Below are 26741 nucleotides of genomic sequence, written 5' to 3' on the forward strand. Positions count from 1 at the left end.
AAATTTATTTGAGTTATCAATGATTAATTTAGAAAATCTAACCATCCAAAGAGGTTCCAGAACTATATTTTCTGATTTTAACTCTGTGATAGAAACTGGTTTAGTGACAATCATAAAAGGAGAAAATGGATCTGGAAAATCAACACTATTAAGAGCACTAGCTGGCTTTACCCCTCTAGAAAATGGTAAAATAAAACTAAATAAAAAAAACATTCTTTCAAGCACAGCAGAATGGTCTCAAAAATTAATTTTTATTGATACTAAAAACGGCTTATCAACAGATTTAACTATTATAGAAAATCTTAAATTTTGGGTGGCTATAAAAGGATGGTCAACCAGTGAAGAAAATTTAAAAAAAGCCCTTAAAAGCGTAAATATAGATAAGTATGCTAATTTATTCATATCTCAATGTTCTGAAGGTTTAAAAAAAAGAGCAGCGTTAGCGAGGTTGTATTATTCGTTTATCAATAAAATAGATTTTTGGATATTAGACGAACCTACTAATGAATTAGATCAGCCAAGTCGTGTATTATTTCAACAATTAATTTCTAGCTTTTTAAAACAAAAGGGTACTGTCATTATAGCCAGTCATGACTTAAATATTTTAGAAAAAAAATTTAACATCATAGATTTAACCTTACTAAATAAGCGGAATATAAAATGAAAACCTCTCATTCAAGCTGGACTTATATATTTATAGCTCATATGAAAAGAGACTTTTTAACAAATTCTCGTTCTTTAATTGATTTAATTTCTATTATTGGTTTCATGCTTTTAATAATTTTGTTGTTTCCTCTTGGTATTGGTCCAGATAAGGAAAAACTGGGTATTGTATCTAATGCAATTATTTGGATTGGTTTAATAATAGCAATATTACCTTCTCTAGAAAAAATACTTCAGAAAGACTACGAAAGTGGGTGGCTAGATCAAATTGCAACAACAGATGTCCCACTTGAAATAGTTTTATTGTCTAAAAGTATTTCATATTGGTTAATAGTATTAATTCCTACAATCCTTTCATCCCCATTATTTGCAATTTTATTAAGTATGGAGTTGAAGTATTTACCTTGGTTGATTTTAAGTATGTCTATAGGTGGTCTAGGAATTTCTTTAATTGGATTAAATGGATCTGCTTTAATATTAGGAGCGAAGAGAGGAAACATTTTGTTACCAATATTGATTATACCTCTGATGATACCTATTTCAATATTTGGAGTAGGTATAAATGAAGCTGTTAAAATAGGTGAATCTCCTTTCGGTAACTTGTTTTTATTAATGGCTTTAACTTTAATATATCTAGTAATATCACCATTTATTTCTGCCTTATTAGTAAGAATTGCTATTGGTAGGTGACTAAAGTTTACTTAGAAAAAAAATGTGATAAAAACTTGTTAGTACTATATAATTTAAGAAGGTTCAAAACACATGTTTGATTGGTTAGCAAACCCAAATAGATTCAAAAGAATTACCAACAAGCTCGAACCTTTTTTAATCGTCATTTCTGTTATATTAATTACATTAGGATTATATTTCGGTCTTTTCGATAGCCCTAAAGATTATCAACAAGGTGATGCCGTTAGGATAATGTATGTTCATGTTCCTTCAGCTTGGCTTGCTTCATTATTATTTCTCAGTTTAGCCATTTCTTGTGTTTTTTATTTGGCTTGGAAACATCCATTAGCAGATATAATTTCAAGTTCTATTGCACCTATTGGAGCAATGTTTTCACTATTAACTTTAATAACCGGATCATTGTGGGGCAAACCAATGTGGGGAACTTGGTGGGTTTGGGATGCAAGACTTACTTCGATGCTTGTATTATTCTTTTTCTATCTTGGTTATATTTTATTATCTAACGCTTTCGAACGTAAAATTGATGGTTCAAAGTCTGCGTCTGTTCTTGCTATTATTGGTGTTATTAATTTACCAATAATAAAGTTTTCAGTTGATTGGTGGCACACATTACATCAGCCATCTAGCATACTAAGATTTGACGGCCCCTCTATCGACAATCAAATGCTTCTTCCACTAGTTCTCATGATAACTGGATTTAGTATATTTTCTTTATATATAATTACCATTAACGTTAAGACAAAGTTAATAGAAAAAAAATGTGAAGCTCTACTTTTAAAATCAAACCTTAGGGAATTTGTATAAATAGGACCTCATATGGAAAATATATCTTGGATCATGGAAGGTTATAATATTTATATATGGCCTAGCTATTTTTTAACACTATCTAGTTTAGCTTATTTACTTTTTCTAGCTTTTTACAAATTAAAAAAAGCAAAAAAATTACTAAGCCATCTAATCAAATCTAACACTTAATTTTAGCAGTTGAGTAAAAATTTAAATCAATGAACCCCAAATACAGACGGCTTATAATCATAGTATTTATAACATTAACCCTAGGCTTAGCTACTAAGCTTATATTAATGGCATTGGAAGAAAATATTATATATTTCTTCACTCCTAATGAAATTAAAGTCAAATATGGAAACAAACAAGATATTCAAAAAAAAATTAGAGTGGGAGGCCTTGTTCTTGAAAACTCTGTAATAAAAAAAGATGGTACTACTAAATTTAATATAACAGATAGAAGTCATCAAATAGAGGTTTTATTTGATGGACCGCTTCCAGATTTATTTAGGGAAGGTCAAGGTATAGTAGTTGAAGGTATGTTTCAAAATAACAAATTAATTGCTAGCCAAGTTCTTGCTAAACATGATGAGAATTACATGCCTCCTGAAGTAGCTGACGCTCTTATAAAAAATGGGGTTTGGCAGGGAGAAAAAAAATGATCCCTGAGATAGGTCATATTTTATTGATACTTACGTTTGTTGCTTCAATACTTCAAGTCCTTTTCTGGTGTTTTAATATCAAAAAAAGCGATGATATCACTATAAACGTTCTTATAAAAAGTACTTTCATTAATTTTGTATTTATACTCTTTTCTTTTGGAATTCTCGTTTATAGCTTTATAATTTCTGATTTTTCTTTAGTTATTGTTTCAGATAACTCACACACTCTTAAACCTCTAATTTATAAAATCAGCGGTACGTGGGGTAATCATGAAGGCTCATTAATGTTATGGATATTAATATTATCGTTTTTTACATTTTTAGTTTCTAGAAAAAAACATCAAATATCTTATAAACTTTTGTCTTCAATAATTGGAATACAGACAATAATTTTATGTTTATTTTTGTCATTTATTTTATTTACTTCAAACCCTTTTGAAAGACTAAACGTTTTGCCAATAGATGGTAATGGCTTAAACCCCTTACTTCAGGATCCAGGTTTAGCACTACATCCACCACTATTATATTTTGGATATGTTGGTTTATCAGTATCTTTCTCATTTGCAGTTGGAGCATTAATTACTGGAGAAATTAATAAAGAATGGGCACGCCAAATGAGGCCTTGGATAACAATTGCTTGGTGTGCTCTTACAATTGGAATAGCACTGGGAAGTTGGTGGGCTTATTATGAATTAGGATGGGGAGGCTGGTGGTTTTGGGACCCAGTAGAAAATGCGTCTTTTATGCCTTGGTTAATTGCAACTGCTTTATTACATTCTGTAAGAATACTAGAAGTTAGGTTTATTTTGATCAACTGGACTATTTTACTGTCAATATTAGGCTTTTCATTTTCTTTATTAGGAACATTCATAGTTAGATCAGGATTGTTAACTTCAGTGCATGCTTTTGCTTCAGATCCGTCAAGGGGACTTTTTATATTAATTATTTTAGGAATTGCAACAGGTGGTCCTTTAATATTATACGCAACTAAAACATCGCTATTTAAAGAAGATAAAAGTCAGTTTAATATTATGAGTAAAGAAAGCGCTCTTCTTATTAATAACCTATTTCTTACCACAGCTGCAGCAACAGTTTTAATAGGAACATTGTACCCATTATTTCTTGATGCATTTAATGGAAATAAAATTTCTATTGGTCCTGCATACTATAATGCAACCTTCGCACCTATTATGGCCCCAGTAATTTTGTTAATGGCAATAGCTCCTTTCCTAAGCTGGGGAATAAAAAAACCAAATAAAATTGCAAAAAAACTTATTTTTCTTTCTGTAATTACTTTTTTGGGTGGGCTGGGACTATTTATGATTGATGAATCTTCTTTGTTTTCTATAATTTGTGGATCTCTTGCTATATGGCTACTTACAGGTGTAATTGTTGATTTGACGTTTCAAATAAAAGCTACAAATTTAAGATTGAACAGTTTTAAAGCTATATTTTTGTATTTTTCAAAAAATAATCTTGGAGTACATATTGCTCACATGGGGGTTGCTGTTTTTTTAGTAGGTGTAACAGGAGAGCAATTTTATAAAACTGAATTTAATATTAAAAAAAATGTTGGAGATATTATTAATATTGGAAATAAATCATTAATATTTGATAAAGTTGAAACTTTACCTGGCCCAAATTATAAATCTGAAACTGCTACATTTACTCTTCTAAAAAACAAAAAAATAATTGACGTATTAAAACCAGAGAAGCGCTTCTACCCAATTGAGAAAAGTCAAACGACAGAAGCGGCTATTCTAAGTGATTTCTGGGGAGATACTTATTTAGTATTAGGAGATGGTAACAAGGAAACTGGGTGGTCGATACGAGTTTATTTCAATCCTCTTATTTCGTGGATTTGGGGAGGGGCAGGCTTTATGGCACTTGGTGGTTTAGTGTCGATATTACAAAGTAGAAAATCTAGGAAAAAACTTAAGAATGCTATTTAAATGAAATCTAAAATCATAATTTTTAACATATTACCTCTTACATTATTTGCGTTGATATTAGCAGTATCAGCATTAGTTTTGTATGAAGTTAAAAAAAATCCTTCAAATCAAAATTTAATTAATTCTCAACTAATTGGCAAAAAAATACCAACAATAAAAATTGAAAAGATAGATTTTTTTCAACAAAAAGTTAAAGATCAAACTTTAAATATTGATAAATATAAAAATAATTTTTTTGCAGTTAACTTTTTTGCTTCTTGGTGTGCACCATGCAGGGTTGAAGCTCCACTAATTAAAGAATTGTCTAAACTCATTCCTGTTGTTGGTATTGCCTATAAAGATAAAGTAAAAAATACTAAAGTATTTTTAGAAGATTACGGCAACCCTTATGACCAGATTGGATTAGATGACTTTGGAAAAATAGCCATAGATTGGGGAGTCTATGGTGTACCAGAAACGTTCATAGTTAATACTGATGGTAAAATAATTTACCGTCATGCTGGACCACTTTTATATAATGTATTTAAATCCGAAGTCTTACCTTTAATTAGAAAAAAATAATAGAATGTTAAAAAAAATAAATTTATTTATATTTGTATTTTCTTTATTTTTCGTAACAGCTCAAAATAATATAAATATAAAAGAAAATTATGTTAAATCTGATTATGTTACAAATAAAACAAGAGAAATTGGGCAAAACATTCGATGCCTTGTATGCCAAAACCAAAGTATAGACGATTCAAGCTCTCAAATCGCTCAAGATTTACGAATTTTAATAAAAGAAAAAATTGAGACAGGTTCTACTGATAAAGAAATTTATGAATATTTAAGTAATAGATATGGAGATTATATACTTTTAAATCCTCCATTAAAAACTAATACAATATTATTATGGTTTTTACCTTTTATAATTTTGATATTGGGTCTGTTTTTGGTTATGAAAATTTTAAAAAAAAGTCGTTTTAAATAGAAATAGAATCTATGTTATTTGTTATAATTTTTATAATTACTATTATTTCTATATTTTATATTTTTCAAAATATAAAACATACAAATTATTTGCAAAACAAAAGTGGAAAATTGAAATCACCTCAGTTGTTATTTGTTATTTTCGCTATATTTATATTTTTTTTAAGTTCTAGTATTTACTATAAAATTGGTAATCCATTTATCAATATGGAAAAATTAAACGCCTCTAAGTTAAAATTAATCCAAAGTGAAAATAAAAAAAATAGTATGTTTTTCAAAAACCTTAAAAAATTCAATGAACTGCTTTCAAAATCTAAAACCGACCCCAACAATTTAAATATTCTTTTAAATTTGGCCTCTACTGCATCAAAAATAAATAAAACAGAGGTTGAAATATCTAGTTTAAAAAAAATATTGTCTATAAAAAGTACACCGAAATTAAAATCTTTGTTGGCTCAGGCAATGGTTAAAAAAGCAGATGGTCAAGTAACATCAAAGGCACAAAACCTAATAAATCAAGCCTTAATTGAAGACCCCTTTGATCCAGGTGCAAATTTTTTAAATGGACTAGCTCAATCTCAAATTGGAAATGAAGAAGAAGCTTTCAAAATATGGGTTGATCTATACAAAATCACCAAAAACACAGATACATGGAAAAATGACCTTGAGGTAAATATAAGATCTGCAGCTAAAAATTTAGGCATTAGTAATAAAGTTTTGGAGAATAAATTTAAAACAAACTTAGATTATAAAAACTCCATTACGCAAGATATTTTAAATTCAACTGAAGAGAACCAAAAAATAAAGATAGATCAGATGGTAGCTCAACTTGCTGATCGTCTAACAAAGTCTAAACAGGACTTAGATGGATGGCTAAAATTATTTAGATCATACAAAGTTTTAAATAATAGAGAAAAGGCCCTAGATGCAATAAAAGTAGCGATCGAAATAAGTCCGGACAACATAGCTTTAAAACAAATGTTATTAAAAGAATTATTACCCCCTTCAGTCAAACCTAACTTTACATCAGAGGTTAAAAACATTATCGCAGAAATTTTAATTTTAGATTCTACCAATATAGATGCTCTATTTTTTCAGGGTCTTAACGCTTTTACTGAAGGAAATAACAAACTAGCCACTCGTTCTTGGAACAAACTTTTGTCTAAACTCCCAAAAAAATCTCCTATGAGATTAGAGCTTTCAAAAAAGCTCCAATCTATTAAAGATAAAAATTAATCTTTTTTGATTTGATGTTTTTGCATTATGGGTAAAGATAACAAACCAAAGCCAAGAGACAATACTGGTATTCCAAAAGCTTTGAAAGAAACCCACTGATCAGTTGTTAAACTTCTCCATGCAATTTCATTTGCAATAGCCATTATTATAAACATAACTACCCATAACCATGTCAACTTGTTCCATCCTTCTGGTGTAAGACTAACCGCTGATTTCATAATAGCAGCAAGTGGGTTTCTTCCTAAAATTTTTCCAGAAGCAAGAACGCCGGCTATTATTATTGAAACAATAGTTGGTTTTATTTTAATAAAGAAGTCGTCATCAAAAAAAATTGTTAAGCCACCAAAAAATACAACTGCTATGCATCCAGCAGCTGCCATCATTGGAATATTTTTGAACCAATACCATGAAAGAGCAAGCGAAAATAATGTGCTTATTACCAAAACTGTAGTACCTGCCATAATTCCATAAAAGTAATTTACCCCAAAAAATAATAACAAGGGTCCCATCTCTAGAATAGATCTATAACCTTCTTTTTTGTTAACTTCTTCCAACTTTAGTCTCCTAAGCTAATTTTAAATTCTTCGTATGTATTACATCTTCTATATTGTCTGTTGCAAGTCTTAAAACGTCTCCATTCTTGGAAAATTTTGTATTTTCACTTAAAACTCTTCTCCACTCTTTAGCACCAGGCAAAGAATTATATAAACCTAACATATGTCTAGTAACTGCATGTACTTGAGATCCATCTTTTTTCATATAATTATCTATATAATCAGCCATTTTCATCGCTATTTCGTATCTTGTTCTTTGTTTTACATCTTTGCCAAAAACGTCTGTATCTACAGTAGATAATATATAAGGGTTTTTATACGCTTCTCTTCCAATCATAAATCCATCAAGGTTATGCTTAACAATTAATTTTTTGCCATCTTCGATTGATTGAATGCCACCATTAATTATAATTTTTAAATCTGGTCTTCTTTTTTTTAAAGATCCTACCCTTGGATAATTTAAGGGTGGTATTTCTCTATTTTGTTTTGGGCTTAAGCCGTTTAGTAAGGCCTTTCTAGCATGGATAATAAATAATTTAGTCCCTAATAAAGAAACTTCATCAACAAAATCGTCTAAACCTTTAATTTCATCCATATCGTCAATACCTATCCTGCATTTAATACTAACTGGTATTTGACAATTCTCTTGAATGACTTTTACGCACTCAGCAACTAATTTTGGGGTTTCCATTAAACAAGCCCCAAAAGAACCATTCTGGACTCTATTAGAAGGACAACCAATATTTAGGTTAATCTCAGAATATCCATTATCTTGTCCATATTTTGCAGCTTTAGATAGTTTGTCAGGGTTATTTCCTCCTAGTTGAAGAACACAAGGTAACTCTTCTTTATTAAAGCTTAGTAGTTTTTCCCTTGGACCAAATAATAAGGCGTCAGCAGAAATCATTTCAGTATAAAGAACAGCATGGCTAGATATAAGTCTATGAAAATATCTACAATGCTGGTCTGTCCAGTCCATCATGGGTGCGACTGAAAATTTATTATCAAAAAGCAAATATATTCTCTCTTAATATTTTGAGGATTATTATAATATATAATTGATTAAATAAACATTAATTAAAAAAAAAAAGCTAAGAAATCATTTTCTTAGCTTTTAAAAGTTAAATTTTTATTTATTTATGATATTTCAGATTTATCTAAGGCCTTTGTTAAATCAGCCAATATATCGTCTATATGCTCTATTCCTATAGATAGCCTTATATAATCCTCAGAAACACCAGTTTTGAACTGTTCTTCTGCTGATAACTGACTATGTGTTGTAGTTGCAGGATGAATTGCCAAACTTCTTGAGTCACCTATATTTGCTACATGATAAAATAATTCTAAAGCATCAATAAAGTTTTTCCCTGCCTGAAGCCCTCCACTTAGCTCAAAACCTACCAGTCCACCGTATCCTCCATGGAGATGCTTATCAGCTGATGCTTTAGAGTTGCCACTTTGCAATTCTGGATAAATGACCTTTTTAATTGATTTATGTTTTTCTAGAAAATTTGCAACCTTTGATGCATTATCGCAATGAGATTTCATCCTTAAACTAAGGGTTTCAAGTCCCTGTAAAATTAAAAAAGCATTAAATGGACTTAAAGCTCCTCCAAGATCACGCAATAAAGTTACTCTTGCTTTAATAATATAAGCTATTGGACCCAGAGGTTTAACCGCGTCAACCCAGACTGCTCCATTATACGAGGGATCTGGCGTATTTAATGCAGGTTGCCTATCCTTGCCAGCCCCTTCCCAATCAAAATTACCTCCATCTACAATCATCCCCCCAACAGAGTTACCATGACCACCAATATATTTAGTTAGAGAATATACAACGATAGCAGCTCCGTGTTCTATGGGTTTACAGATTATTGGAGCAGCTGTATTATCTACAATAAGAGGTATTCCATATTTTTTTCCAATGGCACTTACTTCTGATATAGGAAAGACTTTCAACTTTGGATTTGGCAAGGTTTCGGCATAATAAGCTCGCGTTCTATCGTCTGTGGCCTCTTCAAAAGCTGATGGATTTTCTGGATCGACAAACCTTACTTCAATTCCCATATCTTTTAAAGTATTAGCAAAAAGATTCCACGTTCCTCCATACAAATCTGTAGAACTGACAATATTGTCTCCAGCTTTAGCAAGGTTCTGAATTGCAAATGCTGAGGCTGTTTGGCCTGAAGAAACGGCTAAAGCAGCAACACCTCCCTCTAATGATGCAACTCTTTTTTCTAAAATATCATTAGTGGGATTCATAATTCTTGTATAAATATTACCTAATTCTGACAAAGAAAATAAATTAGCTGCCTGATCTGTGTTTTTGAATTGATAACTTGTAGTTTGGTGAATTGGAACCGCAACAGACCCTGTTGTTTCATCAGCCCTCCAACCTGCATGCAAAGCTAGAGTTTCTGGATGTTTTGAATTTGTCATAAATTACTCCTAAAAGGACAAAATAAAAAAAATATTCTAAATATCAATAAATATTATTAATATTTTTCTATTTATTTTTAAATTTTTTATAAATAAAGAAATTTATTCTAATAAGATAGCTATTCCTAGAAAATAGTACTTTTAGTATTTATAAAATAATGCTCAATGGTGATTATGATGTTTAGTATTATTATTTGATTTTTTTAGGTGAACAGGCATCTCAAGAATAACAGCGCCAGCATTTTTAAACTTTAAAGTTACTTTATATTTATTGTTAATTTTCAGAGGATTGTGTAATTTCATGAACATAATATGGTAATTTCCAGGTTTTAAATCTATTTTAGATTTAGCTTTAATAACTATTCCGTTATTAAGACTTTCCATCTTCATAATATCATTTTTAACAACCATATTATGTAATTTAGTTTTCTCTGATATTTCAGAAGCTACTGCCTCTAAACGTTCATCAAAATTATTCTTATTTTCGATAGTTAAGTAACCTGAAGTTATTTTGTGATTTCCAATTGTTTCCTTAATCCAAAAATTAGAAAGGACAAGACCATTAAATTTTATAGAACTTGCGGTACTTGGAGAAGTCATGAATATAAAAATTAAAAAATTAAAAAAAATACTTATTGATTTAAAGCTCATGACGATTTTATATCCTATTTATTATATAATTATGGTATAAATTTTTATCAATGTAATATCAGATTAAACAACAAGTATTAATAAAATTATGCAATTAGCTAAAAACCCAATCACAAAAACTCTGAATGAAAAACTAAAATATAAAGATTTTAAAAACATTAATAAATTACTTTCAGACGAAGACCGGTTAAATGATTTTCAATTTAATCTTGGTGATCTAAATGTTGATATTACCAGACAATCACTAGACAAAGAAATCAAAGATGACCTGATAAAACTTGCTAAAAAATCTAATATAAAAGAAAAAATAAAGGCAATGAACTCAGGTTCAAAAATAAATTTTTCAGAAAATAGATCTGTAGACCATTTGAACCTTCGAAAAGTTGAAAGATTTAATACACAAGAATGGGAGAAGCTATTTACGTTTACAAATAATATTTTAACCTCAAAAAAATTTGAATACATTGTTAATGTTGGTATTGGCGGATCAGACTTGGGTCCAATGATGATTAATCAAGCATTAAAAGATTTTCATCAAGGCCCTGAAATTTTTTATGTTTCGAATATTGATCCAACAAATATGAGCGATGTTCTAGAAAAATGTAATCCTTTAAAAACCCTGTTTATAGTAACAACTAAGAGTTTTGGTACTTTAGAAACATTAGAAAACGCTAAAGTTGCTAAAAATTGGCTGTCCGTAGCAAACAAATCAATAAATGATTCAATGGTAGCAATAACATCCTCTATTGATAAGGCAATTAAATGGGGCTTTAACAATCAAAATATATTCTATTTTTCTGAAAATATTGGAGGGAGATATTCTTTATGGTCTTCAGTAGCTATGCCCATCTTGTTAAGCATTGGAGAGAATAGTTTTAAAGATTTTTTATATGGTGCTAGAATGATGGATGAACACTTCATTAATGAAGATGTAGAAAACAATATTCCGATTATTTTAGCACTGTTAAGAATTTGGAACCGAAATTTTCTTAATCGTAACAGTCATTGTATTATTCCATATAGCAGCAGACTGGCAAAACTACCTTCGTGGGCTCAACAATTAGAAATGGAAAGTAATGGAAAAGGAGTTGATATTGAAGGTAAAGAATTAATAATGGCTGCAAGCCCTTTAATTTGGGGAGAGGTTGGAACTAATGCTCAGCATAGTTTTTTTCAGTTTCTACATCAAGGCTTAGAAGTAATACCCCTAGATATTTTGCTTCCACTTCAAAGCTCAAATAAACAAATGACCAAAGAAAAAACTAAAAAACACAATTATTTAATAACAAACGCATTAGCTCAAGCTGACTCTTTAGCTAAAGGAAGCGCAGACCTAATCAACAAAAACAAAAACTTTCCAGGTGGTCGACCTTCAACAATTATTAGTTGGCAAAAAAACACCCCTTTTTCAATTGGAAAACTAATAGCACTTTACGAAAATATAACAATCGCGTCGGGTTTTATATGGAATATCAATAGCTTTGATCAATGGGGTGTAGAACTTGGGAAAAAACTAGCCTTGAAAATTGAAACCAACAAAGACGATGATGAACTAACCCCAGCTTCAAAACTTTTATTAAAACAATATGGATATTAACATTTTTGTGGATGTAATAATTAAGAAAACACCGAAGATGATTTTTAATACTCTCTGATTTATAAGATGAGCAATTTTTACCCCTATTGGCGCAAAAAAGACAGTCAAGGGAAACATTATCAAAAATGCTATTACATTTACGTAACCTATACTCATTGGAGGTCTATTAGGCACGTCGAAACCGGAGAAGGCTAAGCCGAAAGTGGCAGGGATAGATATAAATAAACCTAGCGCTGCGGCTGTTCCAATAGCCCTATGTATTGGAATAGACAACAAAACTAAAGAAGGAACCCCTATAGTTCCTGCTCCAACACCCATCAAAGTTGACATAAACCCAATTACGAAAGATATGAGCGTATTAATAATTCTTGATTTGGGCAATCTATTACTGAATTTCAAAGGCTTCTTGATGAACATGTTTAAAGCAACAATAAAAGCAATACATGCAAACAGATATTTGAGTTCATTTGCACTGAAAAATTTTCCTAAAAACCCTCCTATAAGAGCTCCTAAAAATATTCCAAATCCCCATTTTTTTAATACGTCAATGTCTATTGATCCTCTTTTATAGTGTGCTCTGGCGGAAGCAATGGAGGTAGGAATAATTGTTGCTAAAGATGAACCAATGGCCATATGCATTAATATTTCTTCTGGAAAATTTAAAGAAGTAAATATCCAAAATAAAATAGGAACAATTACAATCCCGCCACCTACTCCGAACAAGCCTGCAATTAATCCTGCTACAACACCAGTGCTGATTAAACCCACCAAGTAAATAAGCAGTTCTGACAAAAGCATATCATTAAACATATTAAAATCTCTAAAAACTAATAAGCAATAAAACTGTATAGCCTCTTTTCTTTTTAAGTCTATTTAATAAATATTTTTAATATTATTTAATTTGCACTTTAAATATTTTAGTTGTTAACTTTAATTTTAAATTGAAATGTTGGGCTTTTTTAAAATGAAGAAAACTATACGTGACTTAATAAATAATAATAAAGATGACGACATTGCTATTACTTCAGATAACAGTAAACCCCTAAAATTTTCAGAATTAAAAAAACACGTTTATAATATTTCTAGTCAATTATCAGGAAATGGAATTCTTAAAACAGATAGAGCAGCAATTGTCTTACCTAATGGGCCAGAAATGGCAACTACCTTTTTAGCTATTTCAAGTTATATGTCTGCTGCTCCGTTAAATCCCTCTTACAAACTAAGTGAATATGAGTTCTATTTAGAAGATCTAAAACCTAAAATTGTTATAGTAGAAAAAGATAGCTCTAATCCAGTTGTTGCAGCAGCAAATAAATTAGGAATAGAAATATGTGAAATAAAAAGAAATGAAGGAACGCCAGCTGGAATTTTTAATTTATATAATTCTACAAAAAGTTTTGAATTATCAGACGAAGACGACGAGGCATTGGTTCTTCATACATCAGGAACAACATCTAGGCCAAAAGTTGTTCCTCTTACAAATAAAAATATATATTCCTCGGCTGTGAATATAGCAGAAACATTAAATTTAACTTCTAGCGACCATTGTTATAATATTATGCCTCTTTTTCATATTCATGGTCTTATAGCAATTTTAAGTTCATCAATTTATGCTGGTGCATCTGTTTATACTAGTGTTGGATTTAATGCTCTGAATTTTTTAGATAAAGCTAAAAAAGAAAATATATCTTGGTACTCTGGTGTTCCTACAATGCATCAAGGAATATTAATGCGTGCCAAAAAAAATATGGAACAGGCTAAGAATCTATCACTTAGATTTATAAGGTCTTCGTCAGCTTCTCTTCCACCTGCTGTTTTTGAAGAACTTATAGATGTTTTTAAGGCCCCTGTAATTGAGGCTTATGGTATGACAGAGGCAACTCATCAAATGACATCAAACCCTATTCCTCCTGAAATTCAAAAAGCTGGTTTCGTAGGTAAACCTGCTGGCCCTGACGTTTGTATAATGGACATAGATGGAAACAAACTCGAATTTGGTTCAGAAGGAGAAGTCTGCATACAAGGAGATAATGTAATGCATGGTTATGAAAATAATGAAGAAGCTAATAAGTCATCATTTACCAATGGTTGGTTTCGAACTGGAGATCAAGGTTTTTTTGATAAAGACGGCTATCTAAAAATCTCTGGTAGGCTAAAAGAAATCATTAATCGTGGTGGAGAAAAAGTATCACCACTAGAAATTGACAATATTCTCATGGAACATGACGCTATTGAACAAGTAGTAACTTTTGGAGTTAAAGATAAGTTGCTTGGTGAAGCTATAGGTGTCGCATTAGTTCTAAAAAATGGCTTTCAATGCACAGAAAAAGAATTAAAAGAATATGCGCGTCAACACCTTGCCGATTTCAAAATCCCAAAATATATTTGCTTTTTAGATGAAATACCAAAAGGAGCTACTGGTAAGTTACAGCGGATTGGATTGGCTGAAAAACTAGGTTTAGAATAGGAATTTAAAATGATTAATATATGTGTTTATGGTGCAGGAGCTATTGGAGGGTATCTTGGCTGTTGTCTGAGCAAAGCAGGCGCCAATGTTTCTTTGATTGCAAGAGGACCTCATAAAGAGGCCATTGAAAAAAATGGGCTAACTTTGATCTCCAAAACTGGCTCTGAAACATTTCACTTAAAAGTGACTGATAACCCAGGTGAATTATCCATACAAGATTATATAATAATTGCTGTTAAAGCACATGCGATAACCGGTATTGTCAAAAATTTAAAACCACTTTTAAAGGAAAAAACAGCAGTTATATCCGCAGTCAATGGTATTCCTTGGTGGTATTTTTACAAAGCTAATTCAGGCACAAACTTAGAAAATACTCATATAGACTCAGTTGATCCAAATGGTCTTATCTGGGATACAATTAACCCTAAACGTGCCATAGGTTGTGTAGTTTATCCAGCTTGTGAGATTGAAAAACCAGGTGTTATAAAACATATTGAAGGCAATAGATTTAGTCTTGGTGAACCTAGCGAAGTAAATTCTGAAAGATTAAAAACCTTATCTGGCTTACTTATCAGTGGAGGACTAAAAGCACCTCAAAAAAAACAGTTAAGAGACGAAATTTGGATTAAGTTATGGGGAAATTGCTCTTTCAATCCATTAAGTGCCATAACTGGTGCAAGTTTAGACATTTTAGGGGCTGACCCAAGCTCAAGATTTTTAATTCAAAATTTAATGGAAGAATGCCAAAAAGTAGGAGAGGCAGTTGGAGCAAAGTTTAATATATCAATTGAAAATAGAATCAACGGAGCAGCTTCTATTATTGGCCACAAGCCTTCTACACGACAAGACATTGAGTTAAAAAGGCCTCTTGAAATTGATCCTATAATGAGTGCTATAATTGAGATTGGAACTAAACTTGATATTCCTACACCTATGTTAAAACATGTTAATGGTATACTAAAATTGAAAGCTGATTGTTTAGGATTATATAACCGAAACGAACTTATAGATAGACTAACCGTCTAAATTATGAAAAGGGTTAAAACCATTTTTATCTTCAATTTCTATGACCCAACAATCCCTATCAATTGAAATTTCCTTAGCAAGCCTTAAATCAATATCTTCTCTTTTTATTTTTTTATTTGGGTATAAATTTTCAAATCGAATTAAATCCTTGTTTTTATCAAAATCATATACAAGATTTCTTGAATAAAGTTTGGCATATCCATCTAAAGTATCAATTTTAACAAATATTGCCCCTGCATCACTGTCTCCCCTCTTAGTAATATAAGCACTAGAAAAATTTCGTTCCGCAGCTCGAATACCAGCGTTGATTAAAATTTCTGATTTTAATTCATTCATTTTTTAAATTAGGTTAAAAATCTGAACATCTTCCAGATTTCTCCCAATCGCCATACCTGGTTGGCTCAGGACCCTTAGGTCCTCCTCGTTCTTTAAAAAGAATTTCTTTACTTTTAATAGTTTCAGCATCTTTTAAAGACTCATCATTTGAATGTTTTTTCTCTTTTTGTGCGTTTATTTTTGAAATTTCTTTATCCATATGTATATACTTTCTAATTATCAACTAACTAAGTTATACTTGATATAATATACTTATTCAAACAAATACAAGGCAGCAATTTTGGCTAAAGCTAAGTTTAATCATGTTGAAATAAAACCAATTAAAAACTCAAGATTAATTGCATTAGAAATATGGATTTTAATTTTTTACAAATATAAAAAACTAGATGACATTATTAATAATTCTTATGATTTTAATAGATTGGATAAACGAGACAGATCTTTTGTTTATCTAATCTTAAACACATCAATGCGAAGACATAAACAAATACAATTTATTTATAATAAATATTCAAAGTTTGGGATTAAGAAGAGAAACAGATATTTAAACGGCATTCTTACTCTTGCTACTACCCAATTAATATGGCTTAAAACAGCTCCATACGCAGTATTAAATGACGCCGTCAACCAAGCAAGAAAATTCGGTGGAGAGAACCAATCCAAACTAGTAAATGGACTTTTAAGGAACATGCTTAATAACGAAGAGCAATGGTTTAAGCTTATACCTAACGAAAAATATAATTTACCAGATTGGCTTTTTAAGAGTTGGGTGTCATCATATGGTGAAAAAAATGTTGAAGAAATAATTAATATAGCAATGACCCCTCCTCCAATTGATATTGTAATATCAAATAGAATGACTGCAACCGACAAACAAAAATTTAAATTACAACTTCTAGGAGAAGAAATTTTTCCAAACGTTTTAAGATGTAATCTTAATGGACCTGTAGAAAGTTTACCTGGGTACTCTGACGGAAAATGGTGGGTACAAGATGCAGCATCTCAAATTCCATGTAACTTATTATTGTTAAAATTAAAATATTATTTTAAGAACAAGCTTAATTCCTTAAGGGTTTTAGACCTATGTTGTGCTCCTGGAGGTAAAACTGCTCAGCTTTTAGATAACAAATTAAATGTAACATCAATTGAAAGAAGTAGATCGCGTTCCAAAATTTTTATTGATAATATGAAACGTTTAAAATTTAATCCAGATCTTATAATTATTGATGCTGAAAATTATACTCCAAAACTTAAACCTGATGTTATTTTAATTGATGCTCCCTGTTCAGCCACAGGAACCATTAGAAAAAACCCAGATATTTTTTTAAAACCTGCACCGAATAACCTTGATGATTTAATTTTAATTCAAGATAATATTTTAAAGAATGCAGCTAATATATTAAATAATAATGGATTGATTATGTATATAACCTGCTCTCTTCAAAAAATCGAAGGTGAGCGCCGAATTGAAAAATTTTTATTAGAGCAAAATAAATTTTCAATTATTCCGTTCACTACTAATGATTACCCTATGTTAGAAAATTGCGTTACAAAAGAGGGCTTTATCAGAATTCTACCAAATAGTTTAAATTTTAAATCGAATAATGCCACGAACGGTTCTGATGGTTTTTTTGTCTCATTACTTAGAATGGATAAATAAGTTGATGTTTAATAGCTTGAACTTGATTACTAATAATTATTTCTTAAAACAAAAACTAAAAGTGCCTGAATTTCAATCCCCAATTAGAAAATTAACTGATAGTTGGCAAGGAAATATAGAAAATGGACAAAAAATAATAAATGGAAGATTAACCCCTAAAGTATCATTAGACTTTAATAAATTTGAATTTTTAAGGGATCTGAAATCCGAAGGTAGCGTCCAAGCAAGAGCGATGACTCGATCTTTAGTGGAAAACTGGATAGATGCAAATTATAATTTATTATCTAAAGAGTTTAGAGCTAAGGCTATAGTTTCAAGAATAACTTCTTGGAGCTTTAACTATTCATGGTTTGCTGAAAGTGGCAAACTTGATTTTCAAAAGAAACTCCTAAACTCTATTGCTTTGCAAACGAAATATCTTGAATTAAAATTGATAGATTCCAAAGAGCATCTTGAAAAAATAATAATAATAAAAGGTATAATTGTTGGGCAATCAATTTTATACCCAGAAATAATAAACATAAAAGATTTGTTAGGTTTATTAGATTATGAACTTCAATTTTTGATTAACCCTGATGGAGGTCATAAAACTAGAAGCCCTGTACTTCAAATAGAACTGTTAAGACATTTAATTGAAATAAGATCTGTAGTAGCACTTTTAAAAAATGTAGATGCAGCAAATTTACACAAAAAAACTATTAAAATGGGCGAATTTTGCCGAAGTATTCAAATGCCAAATGGTTGTTTCTCATGGTTTCATGGGGGATCATTAGTTTCAAAAAATATTATAAAACAGACCTTAGAGAGAGTTGGCTTCAAGAATAAAACTTTTGATATAGCGGAGGACACAGGATTTTGTAGGATGTCAAATGTCAATTCAGTAATATTAGTGGATATTGGGTCAAAAAAAAATACTAGCAATGATTCAAAAGCAAGTTTATTTGCTTTTGAATTTTTTTATCAAAAACAAAAAATAATTTCTAATTTAGGAGAGTTAGTTAATTCAAATTTAAGATATGAAAAAAACTCTTTGGCTTCATCCGCTGCTCACTCAACGTTAAATATTGATGATCGCAATAATATTGATCTTTCTGGCCATCGAAAAACAAAAGTATTTAATATAAAATACGGAACAACTAAAGATGGAAACTTATTAGACGCAACGCACTCTGGATATGAATTGATGTATGGAGTTTTTCATAGAAGGCAAATATATGTTGGTAAAAAAACATTAGAAATAAAAGGAAGAGACGAAATAATCAATGTCGATAACATTGGTTCTACTCCCAAAAGTGCTAATATACGCTTTCATGTTTATCCTGACATTGATCTAATAAAAACCAGAGACGGTTCGATATTATTAAATCATAAAAAGGGGTTTGTATGGAAATTATATGCTGGCAATCAAAATCTTATCAGTCAAGATTCTGTTATGTTTACTCCAGAAGGTTTGGTAAAATGCAAACAAATAATCATTAATTTAAATCTTGAAAAAATTAGAACTTATAAAACAATTTCATGTGATTGGTTATTGACATTACAAAAATAAATTTTAATTGACTTTCATAACTAAAAGAAACTATCTCACACATAACTTACTTAAATCATAGACTGGTTAAAAATATGAATGAAACATTTGAAAATAAAACTTTTGTTAATGACACAAAAATAAAAAGAGCTCTTATATCCGTTACTGACAAAAATGGGATTGATATACTCGCAAGAGAGTTAATTAGTCACAACATAGAAATTTTATCTACAGGAGGAACCGCAAAATTTCTCGAAGAAAATGGAATATTAGTAAAGGATGTTTCAGAAGAAACTGGTTTTCCAGAAATACTAAATGGAAGAGTAAAAACGTTACACCCTAATATCCATGGTGGAATTCTTGGAAGAAGGAATAATGCTAATCATATAAAAAAGATGCAGGAACATAATATTGTTGAAATTGATTTACTAATTATCAATTTATATAAGTTCACAGAAACTGTTAAAAAAACTCATGATAACTCCAAAATCATAGAAAATATTGATATCGGTGGACCCGCAATGATAAGGGCTGGGGCTAAAAACCATGAGTTTGTTTCTGTCATAACTGACACTAATGATTATACAGAATTAACAAATCAGTTAAAACATAATGGATCTACTACATACAATTTCAGAAAATATCTTGCTGGGAAAGCCTTTAAATTAACTAATCAATATGATTTAGAAATTTCTAATTGGTTTAGTGAATATAAAGAATACACTCCCCAACTTCCTGAAACAATATCTATAGAATTACAAAAAAGTTTATCAATGAGATATGGTGAAAACCCACACCAACATGCAGCATTTTATAAAACTGCTGATACAAGAATAGGAGCTGCTCAGTCAGAAAAGTTACATGGAAAAGAACTTTCATATAATAATATAAATGATTCAGACGCTGCTTTTGAACTTATAAGTGAATTTGAGCTACCAGCTATTGCAATTATAAAACACGCAAATCCATGTGGAGTTTCTGAAAACTTAAATATAAATTTAGCATGGGAAAATGCTCTTCAAACTGACCCTATAAGTGCATTTGGTGGAATTGTCGCTATGAATAGAGAACTAAAAGCTGATTTGGCGATAAAGATGAAATCACTATTTCTAGAAGTTATTATTGCGCCCAATGTTACCAATGAAGCCTTACAGATTTTTGCTGACAAACCAAACGTAAGAATATTAAAGTCTGGCAAAATACCAAACCCAATGGATAACGGCTTTAGCATGAAATCTATATCCGGGGGTATGCTTGTACAAACTAGAGACAATCATATTCTTAAAAAAGAAGACTTAAAAGTTGTTACTAAAAAGTTACCTAATGAAGATCAAATCAATGATCTTCTTTTTGCTTGGAAAGTAGCAAAACACACAAAATCAAATGCGATAATCTATGCAAAGAATTTGCAAACCGCAGGAATTGGTGCCGGACAAATGAGCAGAATTGACTCTACAAACATTGCTAATGAAAAAGCAAAAAAATCAGCAACTTTTGCTAACTTAAATGAACCACTAACAATAGGAAGTGTTGTAGCTAGTGACGCTTTTTTTCCTTTTCCAGATGGTTTAATTGCAGCAGCTGACGCTGGTGCTACAGCTGTGATCCAACCAGGAGGATCAATTAAGGATAAAGATGTAATTGCTGCAGCAGATGAGAGAGGCCTAGTAATGGTTTTCACATCTATTCGACACTTTAAGCATTGATTAATAAATTTTATCTTCAAAAGTTGTCAGTATTTTGTTTATCAAACTTGGTATTGCTAATTGATTAAAATCTTTTTTCTTAACAAACCTGTATTCTTTATTTATCAACAAATTTTTAGTCATTTTCTTATTAATTCTAAAAAAAACTACTGTACAATCTAATTTAAAATGAGTGAAAACATGGTTAATCTTTGTTTCCAATATTTCCCAATCGAGATTGAACAAGGCTAAATCTTTTGAAATTATTTTAGGAGAAGTTTTCAAGTTTTCTTTTTCTCCATTCCAACCAACAGAGGGTAAAACGTCCATATTAGCAAATAATCGTTCGTTTTTATTCGTTCTAAATAAAACAGATCCTTCATTATCAATTAATAAATAAAACATTCCATATCTTTGCTCTTTACTTTTTTTTGGTAATCTTTTTGGATATAGGCCAGCCTCAGATCTACCTCCTAATTTACATGCAAAAATAACTGGACAACTTTTACATCTTGGAGCCCTAGGAATACATACCAGAGACCCTAAATCCATGAGAGATTGAGCATAATCTCCATTCCTTTTGCAAGGCAAATACTTATTAGACAAAGTTCTAATCTTTTTTTTAGAATGTTCTAAAGGTTCTTCTATTTTATATAACCTTGAAAAAATCCTTTCTATGTTTCCATCTACAACATTTTCTTTTTTGTCAAATGCAATGGCCATAATTGCAGTAGCAGTATATTCACCCACACCTGGAAGTGACAGTAAAACTTCTTTATTATTGGGGATTAATCCATTGTATTTTGTAGATATAAGTTTTGCTGTCTCATGCAAATTTTTTGCTCTTCTATAATAACCTAAACCAGCCCATAAAGATGCTATTTCATTAAAATCAGCTTTAGCAAGTTGATTTATCGTTGGCCATTTCTTAACAAATCTAAAAAAATATGGAATAACTGTTACAACTACAGTTTGTTGTAACATGATTTCTGACAATAAAACAAAATATGGGTTTGATATTTCGCCTGGAGCTGCTCTCCAGGGCAAAGTTCTCCTTCTAATATCGTACCAATCTAATAACTTATTAGAAAACTGTTTATATTTATCTTCATTTTTCTCAGCCATAAATGTATGTATATATGATATAAATTATTAAAAAAATTAATTAATCACTTTATGATTTTAAAAAATGAAACCACTAGTAAAAATTACTGAAAATATTGTTGATAAAAGCGTAAGTAGACTAGGAGCTATTCAAACTCACATTTTTTTGAATTGGAAAAATATAGCTGGGCAGTATGCTGATGTAACATTTCCAGATAAAATTAAATTTGATAAAAATAAAAATAGTGATGGTCAAATAATTATAAAAGTACAAAACGGTTTTGGCCCAGAAATACAACATGCAATTCCGTTTTTTTTAAACCAAATTAATTCTCGCTTTGGGTTTAAAGCAATTATGAAAATCAAAATTGTACAAACAGATTTAGGTTACACTCATATTGATGATGATAATGATCAAATGTTAAAGAAAACTTTAATGGATAAAAATAATTTTGTTTCAAACACCCTACCTGACGGAGAACTTAAATTAGCAATGCAAAAATTTGAAATGTCATGGAAACTAAAAAATAATGATTCTGAATAAAACTCTTATATTAATGTATTGTATTTAGTGTATAAGGTTTAGAAATTTAAAATTTATCATAAAGGTTTGTATTGTGAATAAAATGTTTGTGGTCAAAAGAAGAGAACTATTATTGGGTGTTCTCGCTTTAAGCACTTTTCCAAAAGTTGTCCTATCTGATCAATCCACCATGAAATATATGATGCGGTCACAATTATTAGGTTCAAATGAAGCACCAATTAAAATTAAAGAGTTTTTTTCATTAACATGTGGGCACTGTGCTAATTTTCATAAAAACACTTTGCCTAAACTTAAGGATAAATATATTGATAAAGGACAAATTCAATTAGAATTAATAGATTATCCCCTAGATAAATTAGCTGTTATTGCAGCGGCCCTTGCAAGGTCGTTGCCGACTAGCGAAGGTTATATCAAAGCTATAGACATTTTATTAGAAAAACAAAAGCAGTGGGCTTATTCAAAAACGCCTCTTGAAGAGTTGTATTCCATAGCTAAATTATTCGGAGTTTCTTCAAAGAAATTTGATGAAATAACCAAAAACATACCTCTTATGCAAGAAATAATTGATAGAATGGAAAAAGAATCTAAAAATTTTAATATAGAATCTACTCCAACATTTATTATCAATAATGAACACAAAATTTCTGGAGCACTATCATTCAAAGAATTTGAAACCAAGCTTCTAAAATTAGTTAAAGCAAAGAATTCATAAAACAAAGGAATAAATAATGAAATTCCAATCTGTTAGAATTTCTGGATTTAAATCATTTTTAGAACCTACTGAAATTCAAATGAATCGAGGATTAACTGGAGTAGTAGGACCTAATGGATGTGGTAAGTCAAATATAGTAGAAGCTATCAAATGGATTATGGGTGAAAACTCTGCACGACAAATGCGTGGAGATGGAATGGATGATGTTATTTTTTCTGGAACAAATGAGAGGCCCTCAAGAAATTTTGCAGAAGTTAGTATCAAATTAGATAACTCTGAAAAAAAAGCTCCTGCAATTTTTAATCATTATGACGAAATTGAAATAACTCGTAAAATAGAACGTGAAAAGGGCTCAGTTTACAGAGTAAATGGCAAACAAGTCAGAGCTAGAGATATACAACTAATCTTTGCTGACAATGGAACGGGAGCTCGCTCTTCTGGCATAGTTGGCCAAGGGAGAATTGCACAGATTATAGATTCTAATCCAGAAGATAGGAGAGTAATACTAGAAGAAGCTGCAAATATTAAAGGTTTACATAGTAGACGGCATGAAGCTGAACTTAAGTTAAAAGGAGCAAGTGATAATCTAGACAGATTATCTGATATAGAACAAACATATAAAGAACAGTTAATAGAATTAGAAAAGCAAGGCAGGAAAGCTGCTAGGTACAGGTCCGTTGGTGAAAGAATAAGAAAAGCCGAGGCAACTTTATTTTTTAATCTAATGAATAACGCCAAAAAAGAAGCCAATGATTTGGATGTTCAATTAAAAAACGCTAATGAAAATGTTAGTCAAGGGCAAATCAAGGTTGCTGAACACACTAAGTCCCAGTTACACTTGGCTAATAAAATTCCAGATCTAAAAAAGGATGAGGCAGAAAAAGCTGCAACTTTACAGACTTTAAATATTACAAAAATAAAATTAGATGAAGAAAAATCTTCTGCACAAAACACTCTTCAAAATATTATAAACCAAATCAATTTAATAAATAATGATATTGTACGCGAAAGTGAAATAAAAGAAGATGCAAAAAAATCACTTTCAAACCTATTAACAGAAGAAAAAACCTTAAAAGAAGATAGTGAAAACTTTTCAACAAAAATTACCAAAGCAACAGATTTAGTTAAAAAGCTTAGAAGCATATCTGATGTAGCCGATGATAAGTTGTCTACTATTACATCTGAAATATATTCAATAAAGTCTGATAAATCAGATTTAGAAAAGCGTATAAAAAATTTAAAACAGAAAATTGAGGTTACACAAAACCAATTAGCTAACTTTAACATAGAAGATGACAAGAATAGATTTAAATTAGATAAAGAAAAAATAACTAATCTCAAAAAACTTATTAAGGAAAATAATCAATTAAACGATGAGTATAAAGTTGAATTAGAAAAGTTAGAAAAGTTACAAACTAGATTAGTAGAAGAAAAAAATACAGCAGTTTTTGAGTTTAACAAAGTCAATTTAGAGTTTGATTCACTTTCAACATTATTAGGTCGTGACACCCTAGATAGTAATACCTTAGAAAAATCTATTGGTAATATTAATAACCTTGAGGAAGCTATAGGCTCAGTATTAGGAGAGACGCTACTTGCTCCAATTTTATCTGATGATCAATCCACAGAAAATACTACTTATTGGAGAGATGATTTTAAAACTATATCAACAGCCTCATTACCAGAAAGTGTTATACCTATAGTTACTAAAATTACGAAATCTTCTATATTAGATACTGCTTTAAAAGGAGTTGGAATTGTTGATAACAAAGAAATTGCTTTTAAACTTCAAAAAGAATTAACTTTTGGTCAAGCTTTAACTACCCCCAGTGGTGGACTATGGCGATGGGATGGTTTTGTTCAACCTCAAGGAGTTCAAAACAGTTATTCTGAGAGATTACAACAAATAGCACGATTAAGATTACTGCAGAATAAGCTCCCTTCTTTGAAAGAGAAGCAATCTTTATCTGAAAAAAGATTAGAAGAATGCTTTAATAATATTAAAAAATATAAAGATGACCTAGCTAACTTACAAGTTAAGTTATCTAGCTTAATATCAGAATCAAACGAACTAGAGTTACAAAACACTAAAGTTGAATCAAAGTTACTTTCATCTGAAGCATTAATAAAAGAACTTAAAAATACGGAGCGAATGTCGTTGGAAGAATTAAGTGAACTTGAAAAAGAATTCAATAACTCCCTTAATTTACCTTCCTTACTTGCTGAAGAACTGAAAGTAAGAAACAATGCAGACCAAAGCCGAAATGAATTAACCGATGCAATGGCTGCTGAACAACAAATTAAGAGTGAAGAAAGTTTCAAATCAAGAAATTTAATACAACTTGGACATCAAAAAGAAAATTGGAAAGTAAGAGAAGAAGAGGCAAAAACAAGGTTAATCTCTCTTGAAGAAAGACTTAAAGCTTCTCAGGATGAGAAAAATAGATTGTCAACACTTCCTGAGAGTTTCGAAAAAAAGGAAGCAGAGTTAAATACTAAAATTGAAGAAGCTATATTAAACAGAAATATAGCTGCTGACCAATTAGTGAAAAATGAAACAAGTTTGAATGATGCTGACAAACTAGTAAGAGGAGCTGAAAAAGCAGTTTCTACTCTCAGAGAAGAAATGATAAAAATTGAGGCTTTACTTAATCTTTCAAAAGCAAAAATTCAAAATATTGAGGATCGTGTCTTCGAAAAATTAAAGATAAAATCAACAGAATTAGGTAAATTTATAAATACTAAAGAAGAAGATCAACCTATTAAATCTATAGAAATTTTAGAAAAAACCCTGCAACGCCTTCTTAACGAGAGAGAAACGCTTGGTGCTGTCAATCTCAGAGCAGAAGATGAAATGAATGAAATGCTAAATAAAATTGAAGTTATGTCCAAGGAAAGAGTTGATCTAGAGGAAGCTATTGCAAAGCTCAGAAGTGGTATTTTTGAACTTAATAAAGAAGGAAGACAACGATTGAAAGAAAGTTTTGAAGAAGTTAATGAAAATTTTAAACAACTTTTTCAAAAATTATTTGGTGGTGGCAATGCTGAGTTAAGATTAGTTGGAAATGAAGATCCTCTTCAGGCTGGCCTTGAAGTTTTAGCCAGTCCTCCAGGAAAAAAGATGCAACTTCTTTCTTTATTATCCGGTGGTGAACAAGCTTTAACTGCAATTTCATTGATTTTTTCAGTTTTTTTGTGTAACCCAGCTCCTATTTGTATTTTAGATGAAGTTGACGCACCACTTGATGACACTAATGTAGGAAGATTTTGTGATTTGTTGAATCAAATTGTTGATGAAACTAATACATACTTTATGGTTATAACTCATCATAGGCTTACTATGGCAAAAATGGATAGGCTTTTTGGTGTTACTATGGAGCAAAAAGGAATTAGCAAATTAGTATCAGTTGATTTAGAACAAGCTTCTAGAATAAGGGATATAGCTTAAAGAAAATGAATTTTTATAAAGTAAACTCTTGA

The 26741-nt window shown here is 30.6% G+C and carries 26 protein-coding genes; 18 read left to right on the forward strand and 8 right to left on the reverse strand.

The window, feature by feature from the left end:
• The first annotated feature begins 19 nt into the window (after positions 1-19).
• From ccmA to ABXT66_RS08685, 9 genes are all read left to right on the forward strand, one after another.
• A complete protein-coding gene (ccmA, locus tag ABXT66_RS08645; RefSeq protein ID WP_443643101.1) occupies positions 20-664 on the forward strand; it encodes a heme ABC exporter ATP-binding protein CcmA in 645 nt (214 codons plus the stop codon).
• The gene (gene ccmB, locus ABXT66_RS08650; protein ID WP_443643102.1) at positions 661-1353 is read left to right on the forward strand and encodes a heme exporter protein CcmB; all 693 of its coding nucleotides are present in this window, start codon (positions 661-663) and stop codon (positions 1351-1353) included. Before ccmA ends, ccmB begins: the two co-directional genes overlap by 4 nt.
• A 72-nt stretch (positions 1354-1425) precedes the next feature.
• The gene (locus tag ABXT66_RS08655; RefSeq protein ID WP_443643103.1) at positions 1426-2157 is read left to right on the forward strand and encodes a heme ABC transporter permease; all 732 of its coding nucleotides are present in this window, start codon (positions 1426-1428) and stop codon (positions 2155-2157) included.
• A 33-nt stretch (positions 2158-2190) separates the two neighbouring features.
• Entirely contained in the window at positions 2191-2328 is a 138-nt protein-coding gene (gene ccmD / locus ABXT66_RS08660) for a heme exporter protein CcmD (protein ID WP_443644732.1), read from the forward strand.
• Positions 2329-2357: 29 nt separating this feature from the next.
• Positions 2358-2801 carry a cytochrome c maturation protein CcmE gene (gene ccmE, locus ABXT66_RS08665; protein WP_443643104.1) on the forward strand — a complete coding sequence of 148 codons (444 nt, stop codon included), beginning with the start codon at positions 2358-2360 and terminating at the stop codon, positions 2799-2801.
• Positions 2798-4753 (forward strand): heme lyase CcmF/NrfE family subunit, encoded by a 1956-nt coding sequence (locus tag ABXT66_RS08670; RefSeq protein ID WP_443643105.1) that lies wholly within the window; start codon positions 2798-2800, stop codon positions 4751-4753. Before ccmE ends, ABXT66_RS08670 begins: the two co-directional genes overlap by 4 nt.
• Positions 4754-5314, forward strand: coding sequence for a DsbE family thiol:disulfide interchange protein (locus ABXT66_RS08675; RefSeq protein WP_443643106.1), 561 nt, complete (start codon positions 4754-4756; stop codon positions 5312-5314).
• A gap of 4 nt (positions 5315-5318) precedes the next feature.
• The gene (locus ABXT66_RS08680; protein WP_443643107.1) at positions 5319-5723 is read left to right on the forward strand and encodes a cytochrome c-type biogenesis protein; all 405 of its coding nucleotides are present in this window, start codon (positions 5319-5321) and stop codon (positions 5721-5723) included.
• Positions 5724-5929: 206 nt separating this feature from the next.
• Complete coding sequence (locus tag ABXT66_RS08685) at positions 5930-6958, forward strand: tetratricopeptide repeat protein (RefSeq protein ID WP_443643108.1); 1029 nt, start codon at positions 5930-5932, stop codon at positions 6956-6958.
• Here the strand turns inward: ABXT66_RS08685 and ABXT66_RS08690 are convergent.
• From ABXT66_RS08690 to ABXT66_RS08705, 4 genes are all read right to left on the reverse strand, one after another.
• Positions 6955-7512 carry an inner membrane-spanning protein YciB gene (locus tag ABXT66_RS08690; RefSeq protein ID WP_443643109.1) on the reverse strand — a complete coding sequence of 186 codons (558 nt, stop codon included), beginning with the start codon at positions 7510-7512 and terminating at the stop codon, positions 6955-6957. The two genes, ABXT66_RS08685 and ABXT66_RS08690, sit on opposite strands and share 4 nt — an antisense overlap.
• Before the next feature lie 10 nt (positions 7513-7522).
• On the reverse strand, positions 7523-8527 hold the full coding sequence (gene dusA / locus ABXT66_RS08695) for a tRNA dihydrouridine(20/20a) synthase DusA (RefSeq protein ID WP_443643110.1): 1005 nt from the start codon (positions 8525-8527) through the stop codon (positions 7523-7525).
• Between the two features lie 122 nt (positions 8528-8649).
• Positions 8650-9951 (reverse strand): O-acetylhomoserine aminocarboxypropyltransferase/cysteine synthase family protein, encoded by a 1302-nt coding sequence (locus ABXT66_RS08700; RefSeq protein WP_443643111.1) that lies wholly within the window; start codon positions 9949-9951, stop codon positions 8650-8652.
• A gap of 162 nt (positions 9952-10113) precedes the next feature.
• Complete coding sequence (locus ABXT66_RS08705) at positions 10114-10602, reverse strand: copper chaperone PCu(A)C (protein WP_443643112.1); 489 nt, start codon at positions 10600-10602, stop codon at positions 10114-10116.
• An 88-nt stretch (positions 10603-10690) separates the two neighbouring features.
• Here ABXT66_RS08705 and pgi point away from each other — a divergent pair, with 88 nt between their 5' ends.
• A complete protein-coding gene (gene pgi / locus ABXT66_RS08710; RefSeq protein ID WP_443643113.1) occupies positions 10691-12199 on the forward strand; it encodes a glucose-6-phosphate isomerase in 1509 nt (502 codons plus the stop codon).
• Here the strand turns inward: pgi and ABXT66_RS08715 are convergent.
• Positions 12179-13009, reverse strand: coding sequence for a sulfite exporter TauE/SafE family protein (locus ABXT66_RS08715; RefSeq protein WP_443643114.1), 831 nt, complete (start codon positions 13007-13009; stop codon positions 12179-12181). The two genes, pgi and ABXT66_RS08715, sit on opposite strands and share 21 nt — an antisense overlap.
• 154 nt (positions 13010-13163) lie before the next feature.
• On the opposite strand from ABXT66_RS08715, the gene ABXT66_RS08720 reads away from it, so the two are divergent.
• The gene (locus ABXT66_RS08720) at positions 13164-14666 is read left to right on the forward strand and encodes an acyl--CoA ligase (protein WP_443643115.1); all 1503 of its coding nucleotides are present in this window, start codon (positions 13164-13166) and stop codon (positions 14664-14666) included.
• A 9-nt stretch (positions 14667-14675) separates the two neighbouring features.
• On the forward strand, positions 14676-15692 hold the full coding sequence (locus tag ABXT66_RS08725; RefSeq protein WP_443643116.1) for a 2-dehydropantoate 2-reductase: 1017 nt from the start codon (positions 14676-14678) through the stop codon (positions 15690-15692).
• Here ABXT66_RS08725 and ABXT66_RS08730 read toward each other — a convergent pair.
• Both ABXT66_RS08730 and ABXT66_RS08735 read right to left on the reverse strand, forming a co-directional pair.
• Positions 15681-16028 carry a DUF1491 family protein gene (locus ABXT66_RS08730; protein WP_443643117.1) on the reverse strand — a complete coding sequence of 116 codons (348 nt, stop codon included), beginning with the start codon at positions 16026-16028 and terminating at the stop codon, positions 15681-15683. The genes ABXT66_RS08725 and ABXT66_RS08730 overlap by 12 nt on opposite strands.
• A 13-nt stretch (positions 16029-16041) precedes the next feature.
• The gene (locus tag ABXT66_RS08735; RefSeq protein ID WP_443643118.1) at positions 16042-16227 is read right to left on the reverse strand and encodes a DUF1674 domain-containing protein; all 186 of its coding nucleotides are present in this window, start codon (positions 16225-16227) and stop codon (positions 16042-16044) included.
• 81 nt (positions 16228-16308) lie between these two features.
• Here ABXT66_RS08735 and ABXT66_RS08740 point away from each other — a divergent pair, with 81 nt between their 5' ends.
• From ABXT66_RS08740 to purH, 3 genes are all read left to right on the forward strand, one after another.
• Entirely contained in the window at positions 16309-17688 is a 1380-nt protein-coding gene (locus ABXT66_RS08740) for an RsmB/NOP family class I SAM-dependent RNA methyltransferase (RefSeq protein WP_443643119.1), read from the forward strand.
• On the forward strand, positions 17633-19237 hold the full coding sequence (locus ABXT66_RS08745) for a heparinase II/III domain-containing protein (RefSeq protein ID WP_443643120.1): 1605 nt from the start codon (positions 17633-17635) through the stop codon (positions 19235-19237). The genes ABXT66_RS08740 and ABXT66_RS08745 overlap by 56 nt, the downstream gene beginning before the upstream one ends.
• A gap of 74 nt (positions 19238-19311) precedes the next feature.
• Positions 19312-20922, forward strand: a complete 1611-nt coding sequence (gene purH / locus ABXT66_RS08750; protein ID WP_443643122.1) for a bifunctional phosphoribosylaminoimidazolecarboxamide formyltransferase/IMP cyclohydrolase — start codon at positions 19312-19314, stop codon at positions 20920-20922.
• On the opposite strand, the gene ABXT66_RS08755 is transcribed toward purH, so the two are convergent.
• Positions 20923-22026, reverse strand: a complete 1104-nt coding sequence (locus ABXT66_RS08755; RefSeq protein WP_443643123.1) for an A/G-specific adenine glycosylase — start codon at positions 22024-22026, stop codon at positions 20923-20925.
• A 64-nt stretch (positions 22027-22090) separates the two neighbouring features.
• Between ABXT66_RS08755 and ABXT66_RS08760 the strand changes: the two genes are divergently transcribed.
• The 3 genes from ABXT66_RS08760 (at position 22091) to smc (ending at position 26709) form a co-directional block, all read left to right on the forward strand.
• A complete protein-coding gene (locus ABXT66_RS08760; RefSeq protein WP_443643124.1) occupies positions 22091-22549 on the forward strand; it encodes a DUF721 domain-containing protein in 459 nt (152 codons plus the stop codon).
• A gap of 82 nt (positions 22550-22631) precedes the next feature.
• A complete protein-coding gene (locus ABXT66_RS08765) occupies positions 22632-23261 on the forward strand; it encodes a DsbA family protein (protein ID WP_443644733.1) in 630 nt (209 codons plus the stop codon).
• A gap of 16 nt (positions 23262-23277) precedes the next feature.
• Positions 23278-26709, forward strand: a complete 3432-nt coding sequence (gene smc, locus ABXT66_RS08770; protein WP_443643125.1) for a chromosome segregation protein SMC — start codon at positions 23278-23280, stop codon at positions 26707-26709.
• The last annotated feature ends 32 nt before the right edge of the window (positions 26710-26741 follow it).

It is taken from the genome of Candidatus Levibacter sp. Uisw_134_01, from assembly GCF_047717795.1.
Classification (GTDB): Bacteria; Pseudomonadota; Alphaproteobacteria; order Puniceispirillales; family Marisalimonadaceae; genus Marisalimonas.